Consider the following 22,673-nt stretch of genomic DNA (forward strand, 5'->3'; position numbering starts at 1 on the left):
GCTATCTTCTTAACGGCTTCTGCTTTAAATTCTGTGCTATAAGTTCTGATTTTCTTGGTCATGGTAAACTCCTCATTGAGTCGTTAGTTTACCAAGTTTACCTCTACGGTTTCTTCAGCATAGCTCAGTGGTGATGATTCAGATTCCAGTATTCCATCAGCTGATGACCAAAACAATGAAAATGAAAAGATAAGTTTACAAGGAGTTTACGAGGATATTAGAGTAAGTGAGGATAATTACGGGGATTATAAAACATCAACTACTAAAGCTATCAGTATTGTTACTGACGAACAAAAAATATGGGTTTTACGCACCTTTGGAGGTCCAGCTTATGGCCCTGCTGTTATCCTCAGACTAGGTTATTTTGAGTATGGAGACCTTAATGATATTGATAGCTCATTAACTACCAGTTTTAAAACTTATTATCCAGGGGGGGACGCTCCTCTCAAACAACAAGTATCAATTGATACTAATACGGGAGATGCTATAGCTATTACCTTTCCTTATACTTATGTTGATGGTTATCTTCCCAATGGCAAATCTGTAAACATCGTATCAGTAGATACTTTAAATTTAAAATATAAACCAGATGTATCAATTTCTATCAAAAATTTAAGTGGAAAAGTGTTCAGAGGTGACGCTACTGTTGCTGGTTTAGATGCTATGAATCCAGATGCTAGTAATCTATCAGATATCTTATTTCCAAGCCTTACAGTAGGCGATGGATTTGAATCTACAGATACAAGTGAAAATATCTTCGATCAATTTGAATCTACAGATATCAGCATTGATACAAGTGGCAATATTTTAGGTCAAAGCGATAGAGGATGTAAATTTAATGGTAGTTTCAGCGATACTCAATCTAAAAATTATTTAGACGTTAAAATTAACCTTGAAGGCTCACCTTGTTTATTACCTAACACCTCGTTTAATGGAGTGGGTTATTATAATGTTGAACTAGGAAAGCTTTATGTGACAGCTCTTAATACAGAAAATGGTAGCACATTCTCTTTTTCTGGTCCGAATTCATTTACCCAATATCCATTGGGTTGAGGTAGTAAGTAAGCTAGATTTATTATTGATAGTAATATAACGCAACAATAGAAAGGACGCTATTTTTCAATAACGCCTAGATATTGCACTGCCAAAACTGACGAAACTAAATAAACGCTTTTAGCTTTGGGTTAATCCAATAGCGTTTAGTCGGTCTGTAGTGGTCAACTATATTTAGACAACTCATAGGAGGTGTTTGTTGAAATAACGGCACTTTTTTTCTGCTGAAGTTAAATAATTGTTGAAGGTATGCGGTCTGATACTTTGATTAGCAGCTAATATTTCAGCTCATTTTTACACGATAAAAAAGGGCACATGCGTTTGCATATGCCCTTATTAAATTTTACTTCAAACCAAATTAGTGTAGCGTTGTATATTCGCTATATTATTCAAGCACTTGAATATAAGCGCTGGCACGTAGCTCTTGCAACCAGTCTTCTTTGGCTTGCGGTGCTAAGCGTTGATATAATGCTTGGCGCGCCATGTTGCGGCGATATTGATCGCTTACGTCATGCTGACGCTTGCCTTCTAATTTAAGAATATGCCAGCCAAACTGAGTTTTAAAGGGTGCAGAATAGTCACCAACAGTAGTGTTTTTCATGACCGCCTCAAAGGGACCGATCATATCTTCTTCGCTGACCCAGTCCAGATCACCACCACGTCCAGCAGAACCTGGATCGTCCGAGTAAGTTGCTGCTAGACCGGAAAAATCTGCGCCTTTACGTAGCTGATCGTATAAGTCGTTGGCCTTTTGCTCAGCCAGTGCGTCCGTTTGTAGCTCATCAACCTTAACCAAAATATGGCGAGTATGCCACTGCGGTATAATCATCGTATCATTGGCTTTTTTGTTGGCAAGCTTAATGATGTCAATACCTTCAGCAGTGACTAACGGTTCACTAACCGCACCCACATCAAGCTTAGTGATTTCGCTTGATAACTCCGTAGGTAGGGCGGCGGCTTTGTGAAAGCCCATATCGCCACCTTGTAGCGGAATTGGATAGTTGCCTTGGGTAGCGGCAACGGCAGCAGCGACATCCACATTTGGCGCTAGCAGGCGAGTACGTAATGCTTGTGCAACTTCGAGCGCCTCATCGCGCTGGGCTTGTGATAGCCGGCTATAATCATCCATATAAGGCACGCGCACATGGATGGTTTGATATTCGCTTTGATTCAAGCGCTTGGCTTCAGGCGAGGCCAGAAAGGCATCAATATCTTGCTCGCTAATGCGCACAAGATTAGTAATTTGACGTTGTTGCAAAGATTGAATAGCAGAGTCTTCGATCAATTTTGAGCGTAAAGAAGCATAGCTACCGGCTTGGCTCGCATCTAAGCGCTGTTGTAGGGCAGCAAGACTATTAAGCCCTTCGGACTGAGCGATTTGGGTAAGACGCTGATTGATAGCGGCTTCATCAGGTTTCAGTCCGACACGGTTAACCAATGACAGCTGTATCTCACGTAAAATTAGCGCATTTAGCACTTCAGACTGTAGCTGAGCTGAATTAGCCATCGGCTCACCTGCAGCCTGCGCCCGTGCTTGCGTTTGATTGACAGCATCAATCAGATCGCTTTTAAGAATGGCATTATCATTGACTAGTGCGATGATACCATCAGTGCTATTAGCAGGCGTTAAACGGGCGCTGCTATTTTGGCTCACAGCCTTAGCGTCCGCTTGCGCAGTTACAGGTTTAACCGTTGCCGCTTGGGCGTTGAGGCTAAGCACAAGGCCTGCGCTCATACCCATAGAAAACAGTACAGCGCGGCTAGTCTGACGTAAAGAAAAAAATCTCATGATGCTCCTCATCAATGTCATCGCATCGGATAGTAGTTGGTCAACGGTATTCATTATAAGCTAAATAGTTATAAGTTGAATAAAGTCGTCCGCAATGTTGTCACGTAAGTATTTAGGTTAATAACGCGTAAGTATCTAGGTTAATAAACAGCTGGCTTTATACTTTGTTGTCTTGTTCGCTAATCTTTCCATGCAGTCTGTACCGGCTCAAAACCTAGAACTTTATCCGCGAGCAATCGGGTTAAGCGGCTATCGCCACTACCAAGACCATTAAGCCTAATCTCTGCCATAATGGCTTGAGTAGGTTTGTCTTTGATATTTAGGTCATTATAGTAACGCCGACCGTAAACTGCAAAGCCAAAGCAACAATCTTCATAATCAATGCCGACCAAAGCGTCGAGCATTTTATCACTGCGATAATCGTATTGTCCTTGCGCTAGCACGCGCCAATTATTATTGACAGGAAAAACTGCTGACGCTGTAAATGCGGATAACGGCAGCTGATTGGTATTATTATCGCGCTGACGTTTAACAAAACCGACGTTAAACAAACTATTATCTGATGGCTGATAACGCAATTCAGTGGTAATGAAATTTAAATCATAACTGTTGGTAAGCGCGCCGCTGACATCGACCCAAACGTTGTTATAAGGTTGGGCACTGGCATCCCATACCATTCCTGAGGATGAAGTCGTAAATACAGAGCTTTGGTCCTCAAGCGTCACGCGACCATCACCTAAATAGAACTGCTCCGCAATGCTACCATCAAAACGTGTCACACCCGTTGCGTCGATGTAACGATAGTTGATCCCAGGAGTAATGGCATGCAAATCTTGCAAGCGGTCATGTCCTAAGAACCAGCTGTCTGAAAACAACTGCTCATAGTTAATCGAGGCAATACGGGTATTAAAGTTAGGAATATCATTCTGGTTTTCAAAGGGCGAATAAGTATATTTAAGCCGTGGACTTAGCAGCTGATAACCCCCTAAGGTATCATCAAAGGCTCCGAACGGCGATCCGGCTTGATATAGATGCAAACCGGCATCAATGCTGGCTTGGGGCACAAAGACCGACTGACTGCCGTCTTTCTCACTGAGCGAGTTATCCGCTAAGCTGTCTTGGTCATACGAGGTATATAAGTGCTGTAGGCTGATTTTTGGCTTAACATAACCCCATGCTTTTTCTACTGGATAGGCGGCACTGATTTTATTATAAATGCGTGCGCCGCTTTTTTCAGGCTCAGAGCCATCGTCGATAGACTTTTTAAAATAGGCAGAATCATGAACGCCTGTGATATCGAAACTCTCCAACCACGGCAGACGATAGTTCAGTTCTAGCTGCGGTAGACGTGAGTAAGGTTTGTCTTTATCTTTTAACGGCTCACCAGTATTGGTAAAAGCATCAAGTGTTTGGAAGGTCTCGACTTTTAGCTCGCCGGTCACATAATCATTATAATAATTAAGACGCGCGCGCCTTGGTAGATTCAGTGTATTGTCTGATAAGCCTAAAGTGTCAAAGTCATTAAGATATTCTTCATCTGACACATAGCTGTATTTGGCATCACCGCTTAACCTTGGGATACTGTTTGATGACCAATAGTGATCATAAAAAAAGCTGCTGCGATCTTCGCCGTCATACTCTTTATCATTGGGCAAATACGAGCCGTTAAAAATACCTTCGCCGTATTCCTCTGTTAAATAACGAAACTCACCTGAGAGCATAGGGTTACGATTGGTATAGATATGAGTATTCAGTGTGGCATCGTAATTGGGCGCTAGATTTAGATAATAGGGGATATCGACTTCGAGGCCACTTTCACTACCAATACTTGCGCTGGGTAATAAAAATCCGCTACTTCGGCGACTGTCGATAGGAAAGTTGAAGTAAGGCAAATAAAACACCGGTACATCGCGGATTCGGAAGGTAGTGTCGTAGGCTTTACCACGTCCGCTATCGGTATCTAAGTCGATACTTTTAGCCTCAAGCTGCCATTTACGGTCAGTAGGCGGACAGGTGGTAAACATTACTTCATCGAGCTCATACTGGCTCTCATTAGGACGATTAAGTCGCTTGGCATAGCCGTGCGCTTGCAATGGCACACTGGCAAAAGCCACATCATTTGCGGTTGTCTGTCCGGTCTCAGTGCTATAAGCCAAGCTATCTGCTACGCCAATCAGACCGCCTTGTGAGGCTTTTTCGCTAATGGTAGTCTTATTATTATTCTGAGTATTGCTAGGCGTTAGTTGCGTAGCAGGTCTATTGCCATTATTGACGTTGCCATCATTAACAGTGCCAGTGGCTTGATCAGTAAATAATACTTTCCCTTGTGCGCCAGCCACGCCATTGGTTAAATCCAGTACGATTTTATCTGCTTCGATATGCTGGGTGCCTTGATCGATAATGACATTACCGGATAACTCAGCATAATCGACATTATCATAATAACCATAATCAGATTCTGCAAACAGCGCTGCTTGGCTGTTGGGAGTACCAGTTAAATCAGTAGGGATTTGTCCATTAGTCGCATTGGCTTCATTGACGGCGCGTTGATAATTAGGGTTACGCTTAGGATAGACCCATTGACCTTCACAGCGTTGAGCACTATCTATTGAATTGACTACTGAATTGGGAAGCAGATTTAAATTTGTTCCCAATTGGCGCATAGGTTGACGGTTAGCTTGGCTATCCGACGTAGGCTGTCGCGTATTGTTTGCTATCGAAGCTGAATTTTGAGTGCTATTGTCTATTGTATTAACAGTATCGGTACTATTTAATGTCGGAGTGTCGGTATCGGGAGTAAGCTCATAAAATTCTGCTAAGCGTTGCAAACTTTTTTGAATACTCTCATCGCTGAAATCAAGGCGGCTGCTATCAATTGAGGAATCAGTTGCCATACTTTGGCGTGTGCCGTTATTATTGTCTTTTTTATTGCTACTATTAAAACTATTGCGAGCGTTAGGATTGTCCAAGTACTGGACGGCAGTATCGTCGGTACTTTTAATACCAGTGTCAGCATCAGTTTTGTCAGTAATTGGGGTAATGGTATCTGTATTGGGGTCTATTATATTGTTATTAGCGTTAATATCAGGGTCATTATAGACACTTTCATTAGCGCCCTCCTTAGCACTTTGATTAACGCTACTGCTGGCACTAATATCAGAATCAGGGTCAGGAATATTGCTGCTGACACTGGTGCTAGCAGTTATAAACGGCTCAGTCGTTTGCACTGCAGCATTTGCTGTGACAGCCGCACTCACAGTCAAGCCTAATGCACCAAATAAAATCAAACGAATGCTTTGGTAGAGCGGAGAATATAACAAGGGCACACCTATGATTGCAGAGCCTATTGGGTCGCGGTATTTAGCCTAATACTGCTATTTAGCCAGTAATTTTTTAGCCCGAAATGTTATTCGGTTGAGCAAGATTACTTAATCTAATCTTATTTAATATTTGGTACTAAATCAAAGCGCAAGCGTAGCAGAATAAAGTAAAGCCATGGAGCAGCACAATAACTGTGCTTAGTATGTTGTATAGTGATCTATTAATAAACCATTATACGACCACTATACGATAAGATGACTTTTAATATTCGGTCATCTTGCAGGTATTGACCACTTAGCATAGTCAAAAAAAACCAAATCAGCTACACTATTAACCAAATTTCATGACGTAGCAAGGCGTTTTTTAGATTCATGATCAGCGCCATACATCAAATCAGGGTTCAAGCCCTATTTTATAACAGCCACTTTGAGTCAAAAAGCTCACCATTTTAGCAAGTATTTGCCTGATTTATTACTACTTTAGTTATTTACAACTGATATTTAACCTGCGATGCCCTTATATGATAAATAAAGATATGACAGATAAAATGCTTTTGAACCCTGACCTGACTAATATAACCTCGAACACTCGCCAGCAGCAGCTAGAGCACTGGCTACAGCAAGTGTTTGCAAACCAAGAATTTACGCTTGATAGCTTGCCCGGTGATGCTAGTGCGCGTCAATATCATCGTATTCAGTTTTCAGATAACTCAAATAGCTTAGACAGCAAGGGTACGGACGCGGCGCGCTATATTGTCATGGATTCTGCTGACGAGCAAGATGCTTTGCAGCAATTTATTAATGTGGCCAAGCTGATGTCTCCCGCAATCAATGTACCAGAGCTTATCGCCCAAGATGTAGAGCAAGGGTTTTTGGTGCTACAAGATTTCGGTACCCTAGAGTTTGCTCATCTACTGATCGATGCTAGCCCTACGCAAGTTAACGATTATTATCAACTGGCAATGCAGACGTTGGTAGCGCTACAAAATGTACCGGTAGAGACCGCAAGAGTACAGCATCAATTACCAGATTACGACACAGCGCTGTTAACCCGCGAGATGGATCTATTCAGTGAATGGTTTATACCTTATATCGAGGTAAGCCTTGATAAGGCGCTGTGGGATAATCTAAAATCTGCCTTGATAGCAGAGATTTTGGTGCAGCCGCAGGTCATCGTTCATCGCGATTATCACAGTCGTAACCTAATGCAAGATCAAGCAGAGCCCTCACGTTTAGGGGTAATTGACTTCCAAGACGCGGTCATTGGTGCTTATAGTTATGACTTAGTCTCATTGGTACGCGATGCCTACGTAGAATGGCCGGAAAGCCAAGTATCGTGCTGGATTCATGACTTTTGGCAATTGCAGCAGCAGCAGGCAAGTTTAGCTACTAGCAGTAGCGTAGAGCAGCTTGAAAGCGACGTCAATGTTATGGGCGTGCAGCGGCATTTGAAAGTATTAGGAATTTTTATCCGCTTGTCTGAACGCGATGGTAAAAACCGCTATTTGGCTGATATACCCAAAGTCATGCGTGATCTAATGTTTGAGCTGGAGTGGCTCGGTGCATATGGCAGTGATAGTATTCAACAAGCGGTATTGCCATTCAACATATGGTTAATAGATACTGTCTTGCCAGCCTATCAACGTAAGTTTTCACAGCAGTATATTTAGCTAGATCTATTTAATATAGTGTTCTAAAACATCACTAGCTTTCACACCGTTAAAAAATTAACTTTATAAAAATAAGGAGCGATCATGGCCGTAATAACGCAAGCAATGATTTTGGCTGCTGGCAAGGGTACGCGCCTGCGTCCATTAACCCTTGATACCCCCAAACCTTTGGTTGAGGTGGGCGGAAAGCCGCTTATCATTTGGCATATTAAAGCACTACAAGCAGCAGGCATTACTGATATTGCTATTAATGCGTCATGGCTTGCGGATAAACTTATGGACACCTTAGGCGATGGCTCGCAATACGGTGTGAGATTACATTGGTCAGTAGAAGATGACGAGCCGCTTGAGACGGCAGGGGGTATTTTTCAGGCGCTACAAACGGGCAAACTACAAGATGCGCCCTTTATCTTGGTTAATTCTGATGTTTGGACGACTTTTGATTTTGCACGTTTGCAAGACTATGAGCTAGGAGCAGATCAGCGTGCTCATCTATTACTGATAGATAATCCAGAGCATAATAGCGGCGGCGACTTTGCTATCAATAATGGCTTGGCCAGTGAGCATGCCGTTGGCGATGCTGATAAACACACTTTTGCTGGTATTAGTGTCATGTCACCGCGTTTGGTTGATGGGCTGGCGACTGGACAACCTGCCGCCCTTGCGCCGCTGCTTAAACAGGCGATGATGAAGTTTCAAGTAACCGCAGAGGTCATCACTGACAATTGGATAGATGTCGGTACAGAAGAACGCTTAACGCAAATAAATGAATTTATTGCAAGCAAAGGTACGGGTACTCACCGAGGCACTTAAAGCCCTTTATAGTCAATCTTATAAAACACTTGGATTGTTATAACAAAAAAATGCAGCCTCATTGCAATAATGGGGCTGCATTTTTTATTCATCGATGAAGCAAGGATAAGAACTACGAGTTTAAACCCCCATCGCTAGCTTAATTAATTGTGCAATGATAAAGATAGTCAAAAATCCTGCCAAATATAGGCCAATAAACCATACCCATTGCGTTTGCTTTTTACTGAGCTTTTTCATGATGACCTCTTAGTTATCGTTAATCCCTTATAAGTTTTTCATTAACGGCTGAAGAAAAATCATATCGTCTCCACCACCACCATAAGAGCAGAAAAATAAATTTTTAGTAGCAACGATGGTTGGTAATATTACGCTTATTTGGGATTAACTGTAGCTTGTTAGACTAAGCTGCCACAAAGATTTGCGGCAGCTGCTACGCATTCTCATATCCTACGAGTGCATTTTATTTTGCTTAGTACATAGGCTCATGACCGGACTTACCCTTAAAGGTATAGTAAGCGTATGCGGTGTAGCTCAGAATAATCGGCAGCATAATAACGGCGCCAATTAGTATAAATGATAGCGAGGTATCAGCAGCAGCGGCTTCGTAAATGGTCATTTGATACGGCACGATGTAAGGGAACATGGCATAACAGACGCCAATATAACCCATCAAAAACAGCGCCACCGTCAATAAAAACGGACGATACTCGCGCTCAGTGGTCAAGTCTTTACGCATCACAAAGAACAGTAGCAGCACAATAATGGGCATGGGTGCTATGTATAACACCCCTGGTAGACTGAACCAACCTTCGAGTGCATCGATATCTGAGAAGTACATAAATGCCGTTACCACCACCATCGCTAATACCAGCGCTGATAGTATCCAGCTTGATATTTTCCGTGCCCAAACTTGTAGCTTGTGCTCAGTCTTGATGATGAGCCATGTGGATCCGAGTAGCGCATAGCCGATAACAAGGGCGACACCGCAAATCATAGCGAATGGTGTGAACCAATCAAACGGACCTCCTGAGTATAGACGATTACTGGCCTCCAACCCTTGTACCAATGTCCCTAGCATGATCCCTTGGGAAAAGGCGGCGATGATAGAACCGATAAAAAAGAAGAAGTCCCAAACATAGCGCCGCGACGTGGCTTTGAAGCGAAACTCGAACGCCACTCCTCGTAGGATAAGACCGAATAGCATGAGGGTTACGGGCAGATATAAGCCGGTCATAATGATACCGTAGGCGACTGGGAATGCGGCGAATAAACCACCGCCGCCCAGTACTAGCCAAGTCTCGTTACCATCCCAGAATGGGGCGATAGAGTTCATTATTCGGCTACGGTTCTTATCAGAGCCGGCAAACGGAAATAAAATACCACAGCCCAAATCAAAGCCATCAAGCAGCACATAAATAAAGACCGATAAAGCAATCAAGCCACCCCAAATCAAGGGTAAATCTAATACATCACCATAGTTAAACATTAGCGTAACCCCCCATCGTCTTTATCATTCGCTGGTGTATCGAGATCTTGCTTAGTCTTCTCACCCGTATCGGTATCACCGCTCAACGTACGACCTTGACCCTCAGTGATTGAATGCTCATAAAAATTATCAGCTGCAGGATCTTCATATGGTTTGGGTCCTTGAGCAATCAGACGCAGGATATAAAAGCTACCGGCGCCAAAGACAAAGATATATAGCACAATGAAGCCAATCAGCGTCGTTGCTACCTGCTGGGCTGCAACCGGTGACATGCTCTCAGCAGTGCGAATCACACCGTATACTGTCCACGGCTGACGTCCGGTTTCAGTCACGAACCAGCCGGCAAGTAAGGCAACAAAACCAAGCGGTGTCATCATCATCCAAGCGCGGTGGAACCATTTGCTCTCAGGATTAAACTGCTGCTTTTTGAAGTATTTGTAGAGACTAAACAGACCTACTAGTACCATCAAGGAGCCTATACTCACCATGACACGGAATGACCAAAATACAATAGGAACATAGGGCTGGTCTTCCGGTGCCCAGTTCTTGAGACCCTTGACTTCGCCATCCAACGAGTGAGTTAAGATGAGACCTGATACATATGGAATTTTAACTTCATAGTGGTTCTTTTGTGCTTCTTGATCAGGGATAGCGAACAAGATGAGCGGTGCCCCACGCTCGTTTTCCCATAGCCCCTCCATAGCAGCGACTTTAGCTGGTTGATGCTCAAGCGTATTCAAACCATGCATGTCACCAATCAACACCTGCGCTGGCGCGACGAAAATGGCCATAATCATCGCCATACCCAACATCACACGACCGTGCTGACGGTGTTTGGCATGCTTTTTAGATTGGATATAATAGGCACCGACACCCCCAATGACAAAGGCGGTGGTCAAGAACGCCGCAGTCATCATATGCGCGTAGCGGTAAGGGAAGGAGGGATTAAAGATAATCTCAAGCCAATTAGTCGGATAGAGTAGACCGTCAGCGCCCACCATAAAGCCCTGCGGCGTCTGCATAAAGCTGTTAGCCGCCAAAATCCAAAAACCGGATATCAGCGTACCAATGGCCACAATTACCGTTGATGCAAAATGCATGCGCTTGCTGACCCGTCCCCAACCAAACAGCATAATACCTAGGAATGAGGCTTCTAAGAAAAACGCGGTCAACACTTCATAAGCCAAGAGTGGCCCTAAAACGTTACCGGCCTTATCAGAGAATACGGCCCAGTTGGTACCAAACTGATAGGACATCACCACGCCTGATACCACGCCCATACCGAATACAACGGCGAATACTTTGACAAAGTGCTTGTAGACTTCAGCATAAATAGGCTCGCCCGTTTTCAACCAGCGGTATTCTAATACCGCAAGCCAGCTGGCAAGTCCGATAGAAAAAGCGGGAAAGACAATATGAAAGGAGATGACAAAAGCAAACTGAATGCGCGCAAGCATCAGCGCATCAAGCTGGTCAATCATAAACGTAGCGAACATAAACGGTTACCCTTATCTGTTAGCTGACTAGCGCTAGCTTCCATGATACGCTCAAGTAACTGTCCGTAACCGTCCGTCATTATTCATAGATAGGGGGCGATAAGCATTACGGGCAATAGCCAATTGTTATTTAACTGTGAATGTTACTTGGCTAAATACCGTTTGACTAAAAATTATTTAGCCAAAAACTGTTTAGCTGAAGTAATTAATTTATATCCGTATAAACTAATAAACATTTATTTATAAAGTTAATAAGATACTATTTCTTATTGTCGATATATTATGCGCCACCCTAAGTGTACGTGCAAGAGACACATTTTTATGGACGCGTACCTAGCAGTCACTAATTATCGAAAACGGTGGAGAATATGGGGTTGAAAAGCAGTAATTCACTACAAAAAAATATCTCATTGTTTAATATTAGTTACTAATAGTTACCGCTTATTATCACTGTTCATTACTAAAAATTACTTTATTGAAAATATTAAGTCACAAGGTTAAAAAGTCGAAATAGGGCAGTACTGATATATAATAAAGTTACACTACGACACATTAAAATCTTGACGAGCTAAATGTTAGGATAATATTGATATTGTTGGTGAAAATTTTTAGTTACTGCTTTAATTGCTGATGCAAAATACGCCGTAAGGTCAGAATGGTTTGCGGGTTGGCTTGAATACTATGGCCTCCACTGATGACAGTTTCAGATGCTGCGCCATCTAGATGAGCACTGGTATAGGGTACAATGCCATCAGATAAACGCGCGGTCAGCGCTTGGCTGATATTGTCATTAACAACGACCGACGCTACCAGTGGCTCATTTGCTAACGTGCTCATATCTGCGGCAGAGTTTGTGCTTGCGGATTCGTTCGCAGTCTTATTGTCTTCTGGCAGCGCTTGGGACAAGTCAATCTTTGCGCCATTGGGCTGCATTTGTGCCAGCCCTTTGGTAATGTCCGCATCGTTATTAGCGATGATCGAGTGATAAGTGATTCGGTCGTTAATAGTAATGTCCTTGGTCAGCTGAATAAAGGACGATTTATCGCTTAACTGGCTCGCACCATTTTGTAAGTACAAGGCGCCTAATGGGTTTTGTGCCAAATCACCTTGGGTGGCAATCGTTGCCAAATTATCTGTAACTGTTTTGACCAAATTTATCGGCAAATAAACGACACGGCGTAAGGCGCGAGTAAACCAGCGGTCAGCATAGTCAGTACCTCGGAATGGCGCGGATAAAAATACCGCAGTATCGACTTGTGGTAGGGTCTCAAGCTCAAAGCGTTTGCCCAGTTCTGCTTGACCAAATTCCCGTTTCAGCTTGGCATCGATTTGCTGTCTATTACTGGATAACATATTTTGATCGTCTAATGCATCAAGTTTTTGGGTCAAATTATCATCAGAAAGCATCATACGGGCGATAAGAGCACCCATACTATGACTAATAATGACGCTGTTTTTGCTGGCACGATTTTGCCCGTTAGGATCTGTTTGCTGATAAGTGGCTTTAAGTAACTTCTGAATTTGATAGCGATTTTCTAAAATAGGCAAGTTAGTAGGGTAGAAAATTTGCCATACTTGGTAGTTATCACGCAGCTTGTCATCATTAAAAATATCGTTGGTTAAATTAACCCAAGTCGCAGGGCTGGATGCCAGACCATGTAACATGACAATCACCCGCTTATTAGGGTCGTAAGGCTCTAACATAAATAGTTTAGGCAAGCTGGCTTCTTGCTGGCGGGTTAAAAGATTGAGATAGCCCACACCATCCAGTTGGTTTTCCGCCAGCCATAGCCCATAACCGGCGGAGAAGTTGGCCGCAAGGGGATAATCATCTCCCAAAACATTAACGTTCTCGCTGCGGTAAGGATTATATAAATGAATATCGAGCTGCTCACTGCTGAGCACATCAAGGACGCTATCACCGGCAGGCTTAATCAGGCCAGTCATCAATAAATGTCCCGTAGGATAGATGCGTGCGCTGGTCTCGCTATCATCCATACTGCCAGTGGTCGTCTCTTTATTTAGTCTGCCTGATAGTGTGGAAATTAGTAGCTGGCGAATGGTGGTGGTGTAGCGATCATCTAAGGATGCTACTAAGCTAATTCCTAGGCCTGGACGCTTGCTGATTGAGTTCAGTCCGGTCAGACGCAGCTCATAAGTCGATACTAAATCTGCTAATGCAGAGGATTGTTTATTAGCGTTTTGTAGATAGTTGTTTTCGTTTGGCAGATAAATATTAAGATTATAATCATCCACTTGCATGGTCATGACATTGATTTGATCGGTGGACTTGCCTTGACGCGGGGTACGATTGGCAATCGTTGCTTTATTGTCGTCTTCCAATGTGGTGGTTGGTAAATAGCTGATTTTGGTATCGCCCATCAGCTTATGCGAGTTATCGGCTGATTTATATAACTGAGTGATGACATCGTTGCTGGCAGCGTTATAGATATCTTGGGTTTGGATATCAATGTCGCTTGGAATACGGTTTTGCTGGCGAGTCCTGATTTTTTCTGACTCTGCCCCTTCAAAATCATGGGCTAAGCTGTCGTAAAACAGATAAGTATAGCTGAACTTAATAGCATCAAATAGTCGTCCTTGATAGCCAGTTAAACAACGACTGGTATTCTTCTGCTGAGTTTCAGCCTGACTATCGCTTAGAGAGGCATTGGCATAATAAGGGTCAAGCGGCGGGCGGGCGAGCGCATCACGGCAGTCTTGCGATTTTGCCAGCTCGAGCGCTTTGGCATAGTGTAGTTCCGAGAAAATCGCCAGTTCTGGCCGATAATGCTCATTGAGCATACTGTCAGTAAGCTGTTCTAAACACAGTTCAAACTGCTGCATACAAGCTTGTTCATTAAGACCCGCTGATAACAAGGTTGAGGCGGTATCGCTACTGAGCTTATTGTCAGTGACAATATTGCCACGCTGAGCAGAAATGGTCTTTGCCGAGGCTTGCTTATTTACAGAGACCGTACTACAGGCCGACAGTAGCGTTATCGCTCCTATTAAGGCTATTAATGTGGCGATAAACGTTGGCTTTTTATGAGCGTGGGCCGCTGCGGTAGTAACAAGGCAGGCAGAAGTCATGGATGGTCTCAGTAAATGATAGTTATGAGTCAGCAATTAGCTTGTTATTCGCGTACAAGAATGAGTGTAGCGTAACTTTTGTTATTACACTATTTTATTTAAAGCCTGTTGTCTGAAGCTTGTAAATTCAAAATCTTATTTTAATTTCAAGTATGTGAATCTCATTACTTAAATCATCGTCAGTCACTCATAATCACTGGATGACAAGCAGTAATATACAAGTATTGATAAGATAGAAGGAATGAGTAAGTTTGAACAAATGAATAAGCAGTCACAACACGCATAAAAAAGCGCGTTCGTTTTATATTGGTTTAATGACAATATAAAACGAACGCGCTGATAGTTTTAATTCCACGATAGCTTTTATTTCCAGACATCTTTTAACGTGATGGACTACCGACAACTATGTCTAAACAGCTAAGTCTAAGGCCATCGTTAAATTTAGGTGGTCGCCTTAATGCTGATATTAGGAGCGGGCAAATCCCAAATATAGAATTTACCTTCTTCAACCAGCTTTATTTGCTGACGAATAATGGCGTTATCAGGCATTTGTTGCTCAAGGCGACGTAGGCGCTCCAACGCTTTGTCACGTCGATCACTCAATAGATCTGACTGTGCCAAGCTTTGTTCTGCTTCAGTATAACCAAGCGCTACGGCTCGATCTAGATATTTTTGGCCTTCTTTAAAACCGCCGCCTTCTGCTAGCATCATGCCATATATAAAGTTGGCTTCACCGCTATCAGGTTTACTCTTGATGGCGCGATCGACATACTGTCCGCCACGTACGGTGTAGTCGGTGCCTAAATCTAGGTTACGTCCCATGCCATTAAGTTTGGCGGCACGGATTAGCACGTCAAAAGAAGCGTTGGGCGCGCTAGCGTAAGGTTCAATCCATTCAGTTAATACTTTTATTTTTTCACGGGTATTATAACGCTCTGTACGGTTGGGGAAGTTTGGTGGATAGTGACGCGCATTGGGAGACACTTCTGCAATAAAGTCATCAAGCAAGCTAACATCTAGCTTATCTGTACTGAGACTTTGTTGTTGCGGAATTAAAACGGTAGGCACAAAGCTGATATCTGACACTCGCACTTGTGGTGATGGAACACTAGGGAGCTGTCCGCCGCTAATATCCATGCCAGTACTGGTCATAGGCCCACGTTGGTAGACACGAGTGGATCCTGTCAGCTCGGAGGTGTCAGGTACTGGTGTTGTCGCTTGAGGTTGCGCTGTTGAGGGTATCTGTGAGGTATTAAATTGTATATTGCTTTGTTGCGTACTGCTTTGTTGTACGGCACTGGGTGTAGCGGTATTTGATTGTGCACCAGTTTGAGCAGGGCTGACAGTGGCATTAGGCTGAGCACGGCGAATAACTCGTGTGCTGGAATCAACCGCGCTAGGGGCACTAATCATAGCAGGGGCAGTCGTTGCCGTGTCAGTATCAGCTGCAATCGCAGGGGCGGATAGCATCATTGTGTATGCCGCCGCTAACGCAGTTAAAGTAGCAAACTTATACGTCTTAGTAGAGGTGCTAGGCTGGCTTATGGCTTTCATAGAAACGTTACCTTGTTTATTTAGTAGTTATTTATCAATTGGTTGGCAGTCATTTACGGTCATTGGCTTAAAATTGTACAAATTTTTATTACCCTAGCAAATTAACCTAAGCGTTATCAGTAGTAGGATTGTTAAAAGCAGACAAATTGAGCATACTTGACTATAAATTTGACTAACAATGCCCTTATAAATTCTATTATAAATGATAAGCAGTGGCTTTCATGCGATTGGCCATCCAGCGCATAGTGTGGCGTACCGGTGGTGATAAGGCTGCGCCGCCATTTTCTAATGCTAACTCACGATGGTGTAACTCTTCAATATTCATTTGCGCTAGTATTTCTCGTGAGCGCGTATCTTGCTCAGGCAATTGCCCGATATGGTCTTGTAAATGCTCGCTAACCTGCGCTTCGGTCTCCGCGACAAATCCTAAGCTAAACTCATTAGAGATGGCGCCAGCCACGGCGCCAAGCCCGAACGACATGCCGTACCACAATGGGGTAAAGACACTGGGATGACTGCCGAGTTCGTCTAGACGGGTCTCACACCAGACCAGATGATCGACCTCTTCTTCGGCTGATTGGTGCATGGCTTGCTTAACGCCATTGTCTTTTGCCGCAAATGCTTGCCCATGATAAAGACCCTGCGCACATACTTCGCCTGTGTGATTGATACGCATCAGGCCGGCGACATGTCTTGCTTCGGTAATGGTCAGCTCGGGAATATCGTCATTACTGACGGGTAGCGGACGGGTGCTAGGGTTTGAATGTGGCACGACGGCTCGCAATGCCTTGTCAACGCCGAGTAATAACTGGTCAATTTTGGATAAGGAACGCAGTGCCATAATTAGCTCCTGATTACGTTGTGTATGAGATACTTAGGTATGATAAATAAAATATTGCTATGTATAGTTTGAATGCGATAGTAACCGCTTATCAACAGTTAATAGATATTACTATAGCAAACAATGTGGATTATCGGCACGAAAATTATCAGCTTAACGGGCAATTCAAAGGTTGCAGTTACAACCGCTGCTTAGCGCTCGATTTTACCCCCTGTTTAATCCTGCCGACTGAGTTCCTCATCATGGGTTTGTATGACCGCCTGTTTGATATGTTTATTAAGCTTAATATATAAAAATAATCCAAAAGCAATATTGAGAACACCGGTGACTAAGAACAATTGGGGTAATGTCAGTCCCAAGGTATTTAATACGACGATAGCAAAGATGGCTGAAGTGACCATAAATATGGCATTAAAGATATTATTCGCACCAACAATGCGTGCGCGATGACTTCTGGGTGCATAGGCTTGCATCGAAGCATATAAAGGTACGATATATAAGCCGCCACTGAAGCCTAAAAAGAACAGGTCAGCAAATACGCGCCAGCTACCGGCAACATCGAAAAGCTCGCCAACACCTAATAAGGTTTCAGTGTTGATATTGGTATTCACACCAATATTCAATCCCGATAGAGAGAAGTACAAATCAATGGCAAAAATACTTAAGCCGGCAATACCAAAAGGTAATAATCTCAAACTGACCTGATTTTTGGTAAAGGTTTTACACAGTAGCGAGCCGATGGAAACTCCAACTGAAAACAAGGTTAGTAGGAAAATTACCACCGACTCATTACCATGCAAGATGACCTTGCTAAACTCTGGCGTTTGGGTCAAAAAGGTCGCTCCATAAAACCAAAACCAGCTGTTACCTAGAATGACAAAGAATAAAAACGGCATCGAGTACAAGTAACGCACCGCCGACATACTAGTAGTAACAATATTCCAGTTGATGACTAAGTTAGGTTGCATTGCTGGCATGATAGGGATAAAGCGCGCAGCCATATAACCTAATAGCGCCACTACCAATACCGTCACGCTAATCCAATACAGCGACTGCGGTAACTGCGTTAAGACACCAGCGATAATCATACCCAGTAATATAGCCAGCGACGTGCCCATCTGAAATAGGCCGTTGGCACCGACTAACTCATTCTCTTTCATCGCTTGCGGCAAATAGGCATATTTAATGGGACCAAAAAAGGTTGAGTGAGTACCCATCAAAAATAACGCCACAAATAATAGCGCATACCACTCAAATACAAAGCCTACTGCCGCGACCACCATAATGACTATTTCAAGCAGCTTAATGAATCGCGTTAGCTTTGATTTTTCGAACTTATCCGCAATTTGCCCTGCCAACGCTGAAAATAAAAAATAGGGCAAAATAAATAGCATCGCTGCTAAGTTATTCAGAATACTGACCTCTACTCCCAGTTGAGTGGCAGCAGTATAAGTCAACACTAATATCAGCGCTTGCTTAAAAATATTGTCATTGAAGGCCCCCAAAAACTGGGTAAAAAACATGGCGCTAAAACGGCGACGCTTAAATAACTGAAACTGATTTTCCACAAATACTCCTACAAGCGGGTAGCGTCTAATAAGTTGAGTGAACTGGCTATTATAAGACCAACGCGATAAGACCAACGCATTGCCTGTGTCGATAGTGTTATTTATTATTATCAATAGTATCAAAAACTTATCAAAATATAAGATAGGTTTTAGCAGTATTAGGCCGTATAATAGCAAGGCTTTGCCAGAAATACATGCGCCTGATGCTATGATTTAATAATTATCTAAGTTATGATTTGTAAGTTTTACGCGTCTGTATCATGAAAAACATGTTGGAATTATAAGCAGCGTTGTGAAATCATCAAAAATATTGTGAAGAGCCAAGAGCCAAGAGCCAAGAGCCAAGCGCCAGCAGAAGCGTTCTACCGTTTAAAACTAACGGCTAAATGGTGCAAGTGGCATAGCATAAGCCAAATCAGGCACCGTATTAATAGAGTAGTCAAATAATAGCCACGTGCTATAAGTGTAGTTACCGCTAATACTTGGCAGTAACTATCGTCAGTAACTTTATAGCTTCAATAAATTTGTGCCGCCTGAGGCGAGAGGAAGTAAGTAATCATGAGACGTCAGCCTTCAACTCTAGCGCGCAACTTGCCCAGCAACTATTTTGCCCGTACCGCGTTATTTACCGCTATCGCCAGCAGCTTAGTTGGGTTTGGTATGTCACCCGCAATGGCCGCTGATGCCAATAGTCAAGTCAATGGTAACGTCAATAATAGCGCTAATAACAATACTATTGATAGCTCGGAACAGCCTAGCTCAGATGCTCAGCTCGATGCGGCCTTGGATGCGTTACGCCTAAAAAAGGCAGTAGATCAAGGTATCATCGATCAATCGGTATTAGACGATTACAGCGAGCAAAATTTAGACATTAAGCCCCAAAACAAACCAAATGTTGGCAATAGCTTTAATAGCTCAGTTAGTTTAGACCGCTCAGATCGTTCGACCAACGCTCAGCCGAATGTGTTCAATGATGATTTGCAGCAGCAAGCCGCCAGTGTACAGCAGCAGGGTTACCAAATGATGACTCCTGAACAAATTGAGCGCGAGCTTGCTGCTATGGATGCTCAAAATAACAGCGACTTCGATGATAATAACAGTGGCAATAGCGGTTTTGATGCGCCCGTTGCTACCTTAGACAGCCGCGAGGCGCCTATTGGTTTAGACGTCAGCTTAGATGCAGCTAGTTTGCCAGCGCCCACCAACCTTGATACTTTAGGCAAGTATGAGACGGTCGCCGAGCGTGCGGAGACTGCCGAGATTATGTCGCGGCCCATTAACGTCAGCGACTCTGTAAGTAGTGGACGCGTCGATGCAGGTGCTGATATTACTGAGCAATCTGATCCCAGCGAAACGTTGGCGCAGCAAGAGCGCAATCCGGTCACCGGCGCGGACAATAAGATAAGCGATATTCAAGCACAGACCAGTGCGGGCAAGATGCCAACCGCAGTAGATGAGCAAGATATACGAGTAGGTATATTGAATCCCGATGATTACCTGCCGGACTATGAAGCCGCAACCGAGATGCAAGCAGTCAGTAATAGTGTTACTCAAGCCACTAAATCAAAACCCCTTGCTCGCAACAGTGGCAATATCTTTAAACGCTTATACAATCGGTTTTTTAATGGCGGTGTTATGGCACTACCGAACATAGAAACAACGGTATATTTACAACAAGCCGCATCTGACAATGCGATCAACGGCCAACCAAAACTTATCAAGGCTGATGATGATATTCAGCCTATCAATAATATTAAAGCGGCTCTTGATGATACCACCGTCCAATCTATCACTGACTTTACCGCTGCCCTGCCGCGCTTGCGCCAAACAGCGTTAGATGCTGCAAAAGCCGTTGGTTACTATGATATTACCTTACGCCTGCGCCAACCAACTGCTGACACTGTTGATGTGATCATCGAAAAACTAGGTGAACCCGTACGCGTTGACAATCGTACTGTCGATGTTCGCGGCGCAGGTAATGAACAAGCGGAATTTCAAGTACTCGAAAAAACGCTGCCACCGCTCGAGGGCGATGTGTTTAATCACCGGGTCTATAAAAGTAGCAAAGCGGCACTTGAATCGCTAAGTAATACTTATGGTTATTTTGATCAATCTTGGTTAAACAAATCGGTCGATATCATTCTGCCAGACAACATTGCTGATGTGTCTCTGATTTATGATACGGGTGCTCGTTACGAGTTCGGCGACGTAGTGTTTTTTACTTATGATGAGGAAACCGGCACTTTAACTAAAGACCCTGATAAATTGCCTGTTGAGTTATCGTTATTACGTCAGTTATTTGACTTTGAAGAAGGCGACTCATTTTATCGCCCTGCGGTTACTAAATTTAGTAACGACTTATCAGCGACCCGTTATTTTAATACAGTGAACGTTGAAACCATTTTGCCGCCTGATGAACGCAGCGCACTCAGTACTCTAGCTTTCGATAATGCGCCAGCAGGTGCTGATAATGATAATGACGGCATTATAGATAGTGATGAAAATGTCGTTTCTTCTAGTAAAGATAACGTTGGCGAGTCATCAGTGAATATGGCCAACCGTCAGAGTGACATCAGTACGGATGATGTTAATAACAATAATAACGACAACATCAATACTAATAGTGACGCGTCTGTTAATAAGGCTGATATTGCGCCTATTGAGTTTGAAGTGGATGAAGAAACCAGTGCAAAGCTGCAAGCTATTAAACAAAAAGCTGAGCGCTTAAACCGTCTGCCAAGCAATCGGGTGTTGGATGAAAAAGAAGAAAAAGCAGAAAATATTTTGGGCAAAATAAGCGACTCTATTAGCAATGTCGCCGAAAAGATATTCCCTGAAGAAGAAAGTATACTCGCTGATGAGAATTTTGTGCCACCAACGCTTGAGGGTCGTAAAACCCCTGAGCAAGTACAAGACAGTAAGGAAGTACCGTTGTACGTGTTTGTTTCTGCCAATAATCCGCGTGATGCACAAGTCGGTCTCGGATATGGTACCGATACTGGTGTGCGCGCGACAGCAAAAATTGATTATAACTTACTCAATCGTAAAGGCTATCAAGCAGGGGCGGAGGTCGCGGTATCACGAATCAATAAAAACGTCACCGTCTATGGCAGTCGGCCTTGGAAGCACCCCCTCAACGATAAGTTAGAGGCGCGTCTTACTTACGAAGAAGAGGTTATCGACCAAGGTAAAGGTAACTTTGATCTGTCCACCAAAACTTTAAAAGCAGGGCTGGCACGGAATATTCGCCGCGACAACGGTTGGAACCGTAGTTATTCGGTACGCTACCGTTTAGATGAGCTAGAAACCGGCGTCGATGACGCTGATTTAGAAGACTTGCCGATACGTTTTACGTCCTCTAGTCCCAAACAAAGCGCACTGCTGTTCGGCTATGGCATAAATAAAACGGACGTTGATAATGCGGTCAATCCGACTCGCGGTATCCGCCAGTATTATTCTATTGAAGCCGGAGCGGACAAGGCATTAAGTGACACTGACCTTGTGATAGCCCGTGCTGGTGTCAGCGGTATTTATAGCTTTGGTGATGATGATAAACATCAAGTGCTTGGTAGTCTAAATGGTGGCTATATCTGGGCGAATAACTTCAATGAAGTGCCTTATAAGTTACGCTTTTTTGCTGGCGGCGACCAAAGTATTCGTGGTTATGATTATGAGAGCTTATCGCCAATCGACAAAGGCTTTCTGACTGGTGGGCAGGTATTGGCAGTCGGTAGTGCTGAATATAACTATGAGTTCAGACCAGGTTTCCGCGGGGCGTTATTTACCGATGTTGGTAATGCTTATGATAAAGACTTCGATACGGAAACTAAGGTCGGCGTAGGAGTTGGTATTCGCTGGGCATCACCAGTAGGTGTTGTACGAGTCGACGTTGCCGCTGGCGTCACAGAAGATAGTATTCCGATTAGGTTGCATTTCTTTATCGGTTCGCCTTTATAACTAAATAAGTAAATGATAAGCTCAATAATTTATATC

At 43.5% G+C, this 22,673-nt stretch carries 13 protein-coding genes; 4 read left to right on the forward strand and 9 right to left on the reverse strand.

The features are described from left to right. Positions 1-624: 624 nt before the first annotated feature. Entirely contained in the window at positions 625-1,053 is a 429-nt protein-coding gene (locus JMX97_RS10440) for a hypothetical protein (protein WP_201557874.1), read from the forward strand. A gap of 385 nt (positions 1,054-1,438) precedes the next feature. On the opposite strand, the gene JMX97_RS10445 is transcribed toward JMX97_RS10440, so the two are convergent. Together JMX97_RS10445 and JMX97_RS10450 are read right to left on the reverse strand one after the other, a co-directional pair. After that, a complete protein-coding gene (locus tag JMX97_RS10445; protein ID WP_201557876.1) occupies positions 1,439-2,842 on the reverse strand; it encodes a peptidylprolyl isomerase in 1,404 nt (467 codons plus the stop codon). A gap of 179 nt (positions 2,843-3,021) precedes the next feature. After that, entirely contained in the window at positions 3,022-6,162 is a 3,141-nt protein-coding gene (locus tag JMX97_RS10450) for an LPS-assembly protein LptD (protein ID WP_201557878.1), read from the reverse strand. Between the two features lie 536 nt (positions 6,163-6,698). Between JMX97_RS10450 and JMX97_RS10455 the strand changes: the two genes are divergently transcribed. Continuing rightward, complete coding sequence (locus JMX97_RS10455) at positions 6,699-7,832, forward strand: aminoglycoside phosphotransferase family protein (protein WP_201557886.1); 1,134 nt, start codon at positions 6,699-6,701, stop codon at positions 7,830-7,832. Between the two features lie 84 nt (positions 7,833-7,916). After that, positions 7,917-8,645: an N-acetylmuramate alpha-1-phosphate uridylyltransferase MurU gene (murU, locus tag JMX97_RS10460; protein WP_201557888.1), complete on the forward strand. Its 729-nt coding sequence runs from the start codon at positions 7,917-7,919 to the stop codon at positions 8,643-8,645. A 120-nt stretch (positions 8,646-8,765) separates the two neighbouring features. Here the strand turns inward: murU and JMX97_RS10465 are convergent, their stop codons facing one another. The 7 genes from JMX97_RS10465 to JMX97_RS10495 all read right to left on the reverse strand — a co-directional run bounded on the left by JMX97_RS10465 (position 8,766) and on the right by JMX97_RS10495 (position 18,680). After that, positions 8,766-8,882 (reverse strand): DUF2474 domain-containing protein, encoded by a 117-nt coding sequence (locus JMX97_RS10465; RefSeq protein WP_201557890.1) that lies wholly within the window; start codon positions 8,880-8,882, stop codon positions 8,766-8,768. Positions 8,883-9,114: 232 nt separating this feature from the next. Beyond that, on the reverse strand, positions 9,115-10,131 hold the full coding sequence (gene cydB, locus JMX97_RS10470; RefSeq protein WP_201557892.1) for a cytochrome d ubiquinol oxidase subunit II: 1,017 nt from the start codon (positions 10,129-10,131) through the stop codon (positions 9,115-9,117). Continuing rightward, complete coding sequence (locus JMX97_RS10475) at positions 10,131-11,627, reverse strand: cytochrome ubiquinol oxidase subunit I (RefSeq protein ID WP_201557894.1); 1,497 nt, start codon at positions 11,625-11,627, stop codon at positions 10,131-10,133. Before JMX97_RS10475 ends, cydB begins: the two co-directional genes overlap by 1 nt. A 612-nt stretch (positions 11,628-12,239) precedes the next feature. Next, on the reverse strand, positions 12,240-14,717 hold the full coding sequence (locus tag JMX97_RS10480; protein WP_227671557.1) for an esterase/lipase family protein: 2,478 nt from the start codon (positions 14,715-14,717) through the stop codon (positions 12,240-12,242). A 441-nt stretch (positions 14,718-15,158) separates the two neighbouring features. Continuing rightward, positions 15,159-16,271 carry a hypothetical protein gene (locus JMX97_RS10485; protein ID WP_201557896.1) on the reverse strand — a complete coding sequence of 371 codons (1,113 nt, stop codon included), beginning with the start codon at positions 16,269-16,271 and terminating at the stop codon, positions 15,159-15,161. Positions 16,272-16,467: 196 nt separating this feature from the next. After that, positions 16,468-17,106 (reverse strand): 2-polyprenyl-3-methyl-6-methoxy-1,4-benzoquinone monooxygenase, encoded by a 639-nt coding sequence (gene coq7, locus JMX97_RS10490; RefSeq protein ID WP_201557943.1) that lies wholly within the window; start codon positions 17,104-17,106, stop codon positions 16,468-16,470. Positions 17,107-17,327: 221 nt separating this feature from the next. Beyond that, positions 17,328-18,680 carry an MFS transporter gene (locus JMX97_RS10495; RefSeq protein WP_201557898.1) on the reverse strand — a complete coding sequence of 451 codons (1,353 nt, stop codon included), beginning with the start codon at positions 18,678-18,680 and terminating at the stop codon, positions 17,328-17,330. Between the two features lie 558 nt (positions 18,681-19,238). Between JMX97_RS10495 and JMX97_RS10500 the strand changes: the two genes are divergently transcribed. Then, the gene (locus JMX97_RS10500) at positions 19,239-22,637 is read left to right on the forward strand and encodes an autotransporter assembly complex protein TamA (RefSeq protein ID WP_201557907.1); all 3,399 of its coding nucleotides are present in this window, start codon (positions 19,239-19,241) and stop codon (positions 22,635-22,637) included. The last annotated feature ends 36 nt before the right edge of the window (positions 22,638-22,673 follow it).

Origin of the sequence: Psychrobacter sp. 72-O-c (genome assembly GCF_904846605.1) — a bacterium.
GTDB lineage: Bacteria > Pseudomonadota > Gammaproteobacteria > Pseudomonadales > Moraxellaceae > Psychrobacter.

Excerpts from the sequence above, each read along its gene's own strand:
- JMX97_RS10445 (WP_201557876.1), bottom strand. The coding sequence starts at position 2,842 with ATGAGATTTTTTTCTTTACGTCAGACTAGCCGCGCTGTACTGTTTTCT.
- JMX97_RS10455 (WP_201557886.1), top strand. The coding sequence starts at position 6,699 with ATGACAGATAAAATGCTTTTGAACCCTGACCTGACTAATATAACCTCG.
- murU (WP_201557888.1), top strand. The coding sequence starts at position 7,917 with ATGGCCGTAATAACGCAAGCAATGATTTTGGCTGCTGGCAAGGGTACG.
- JMX97_RS10465 (WP_201557890.1), bottom strand. The coding sequence starts at position 8,882 with ATGAAAAAGCTCAGTAAAAAGCAAACGCAATGGGTATGGTTTATTGGC.
- cydB (WP_201557892.1), bottom strand. The coding sequence starts at position 10,131 with ATGTTTAACTATGGTGATGTATTAGATTTACCCTTGATTTGGGGTGGC.
- JMX97_RS10475 (WP_201557894.1), bottom strand. The coding sequence starts at position 11,627 with ATGTTCGCTACGTTTATGATTGACCAGCTTGATGCGCTGATGCTTGCG.
- JMX97_RS10480 (WP_227671557.1), bottom strand. The coding sequence starts at position 14,717 with ATGACTTCTGCCTGCCTTGTTACTACCGCAGCGGCCCACGCTCATAAA.
- JMX97_RS10485 (WP_201557896.1), bottom strand. The coding sequence starts at position 16,271 with ATGAAAGCCATAAGCCAGCCTAGCACCTCTACTAAGACGTATAAGTTT.
- JMX97_RS10500 (WP_201557907.1), top strand. The coding sequence starts at position 19,239 with ATGAGACGTCAGCCTTCAACTCTAGCGCGCAACTTGCCCAGCAACTAT.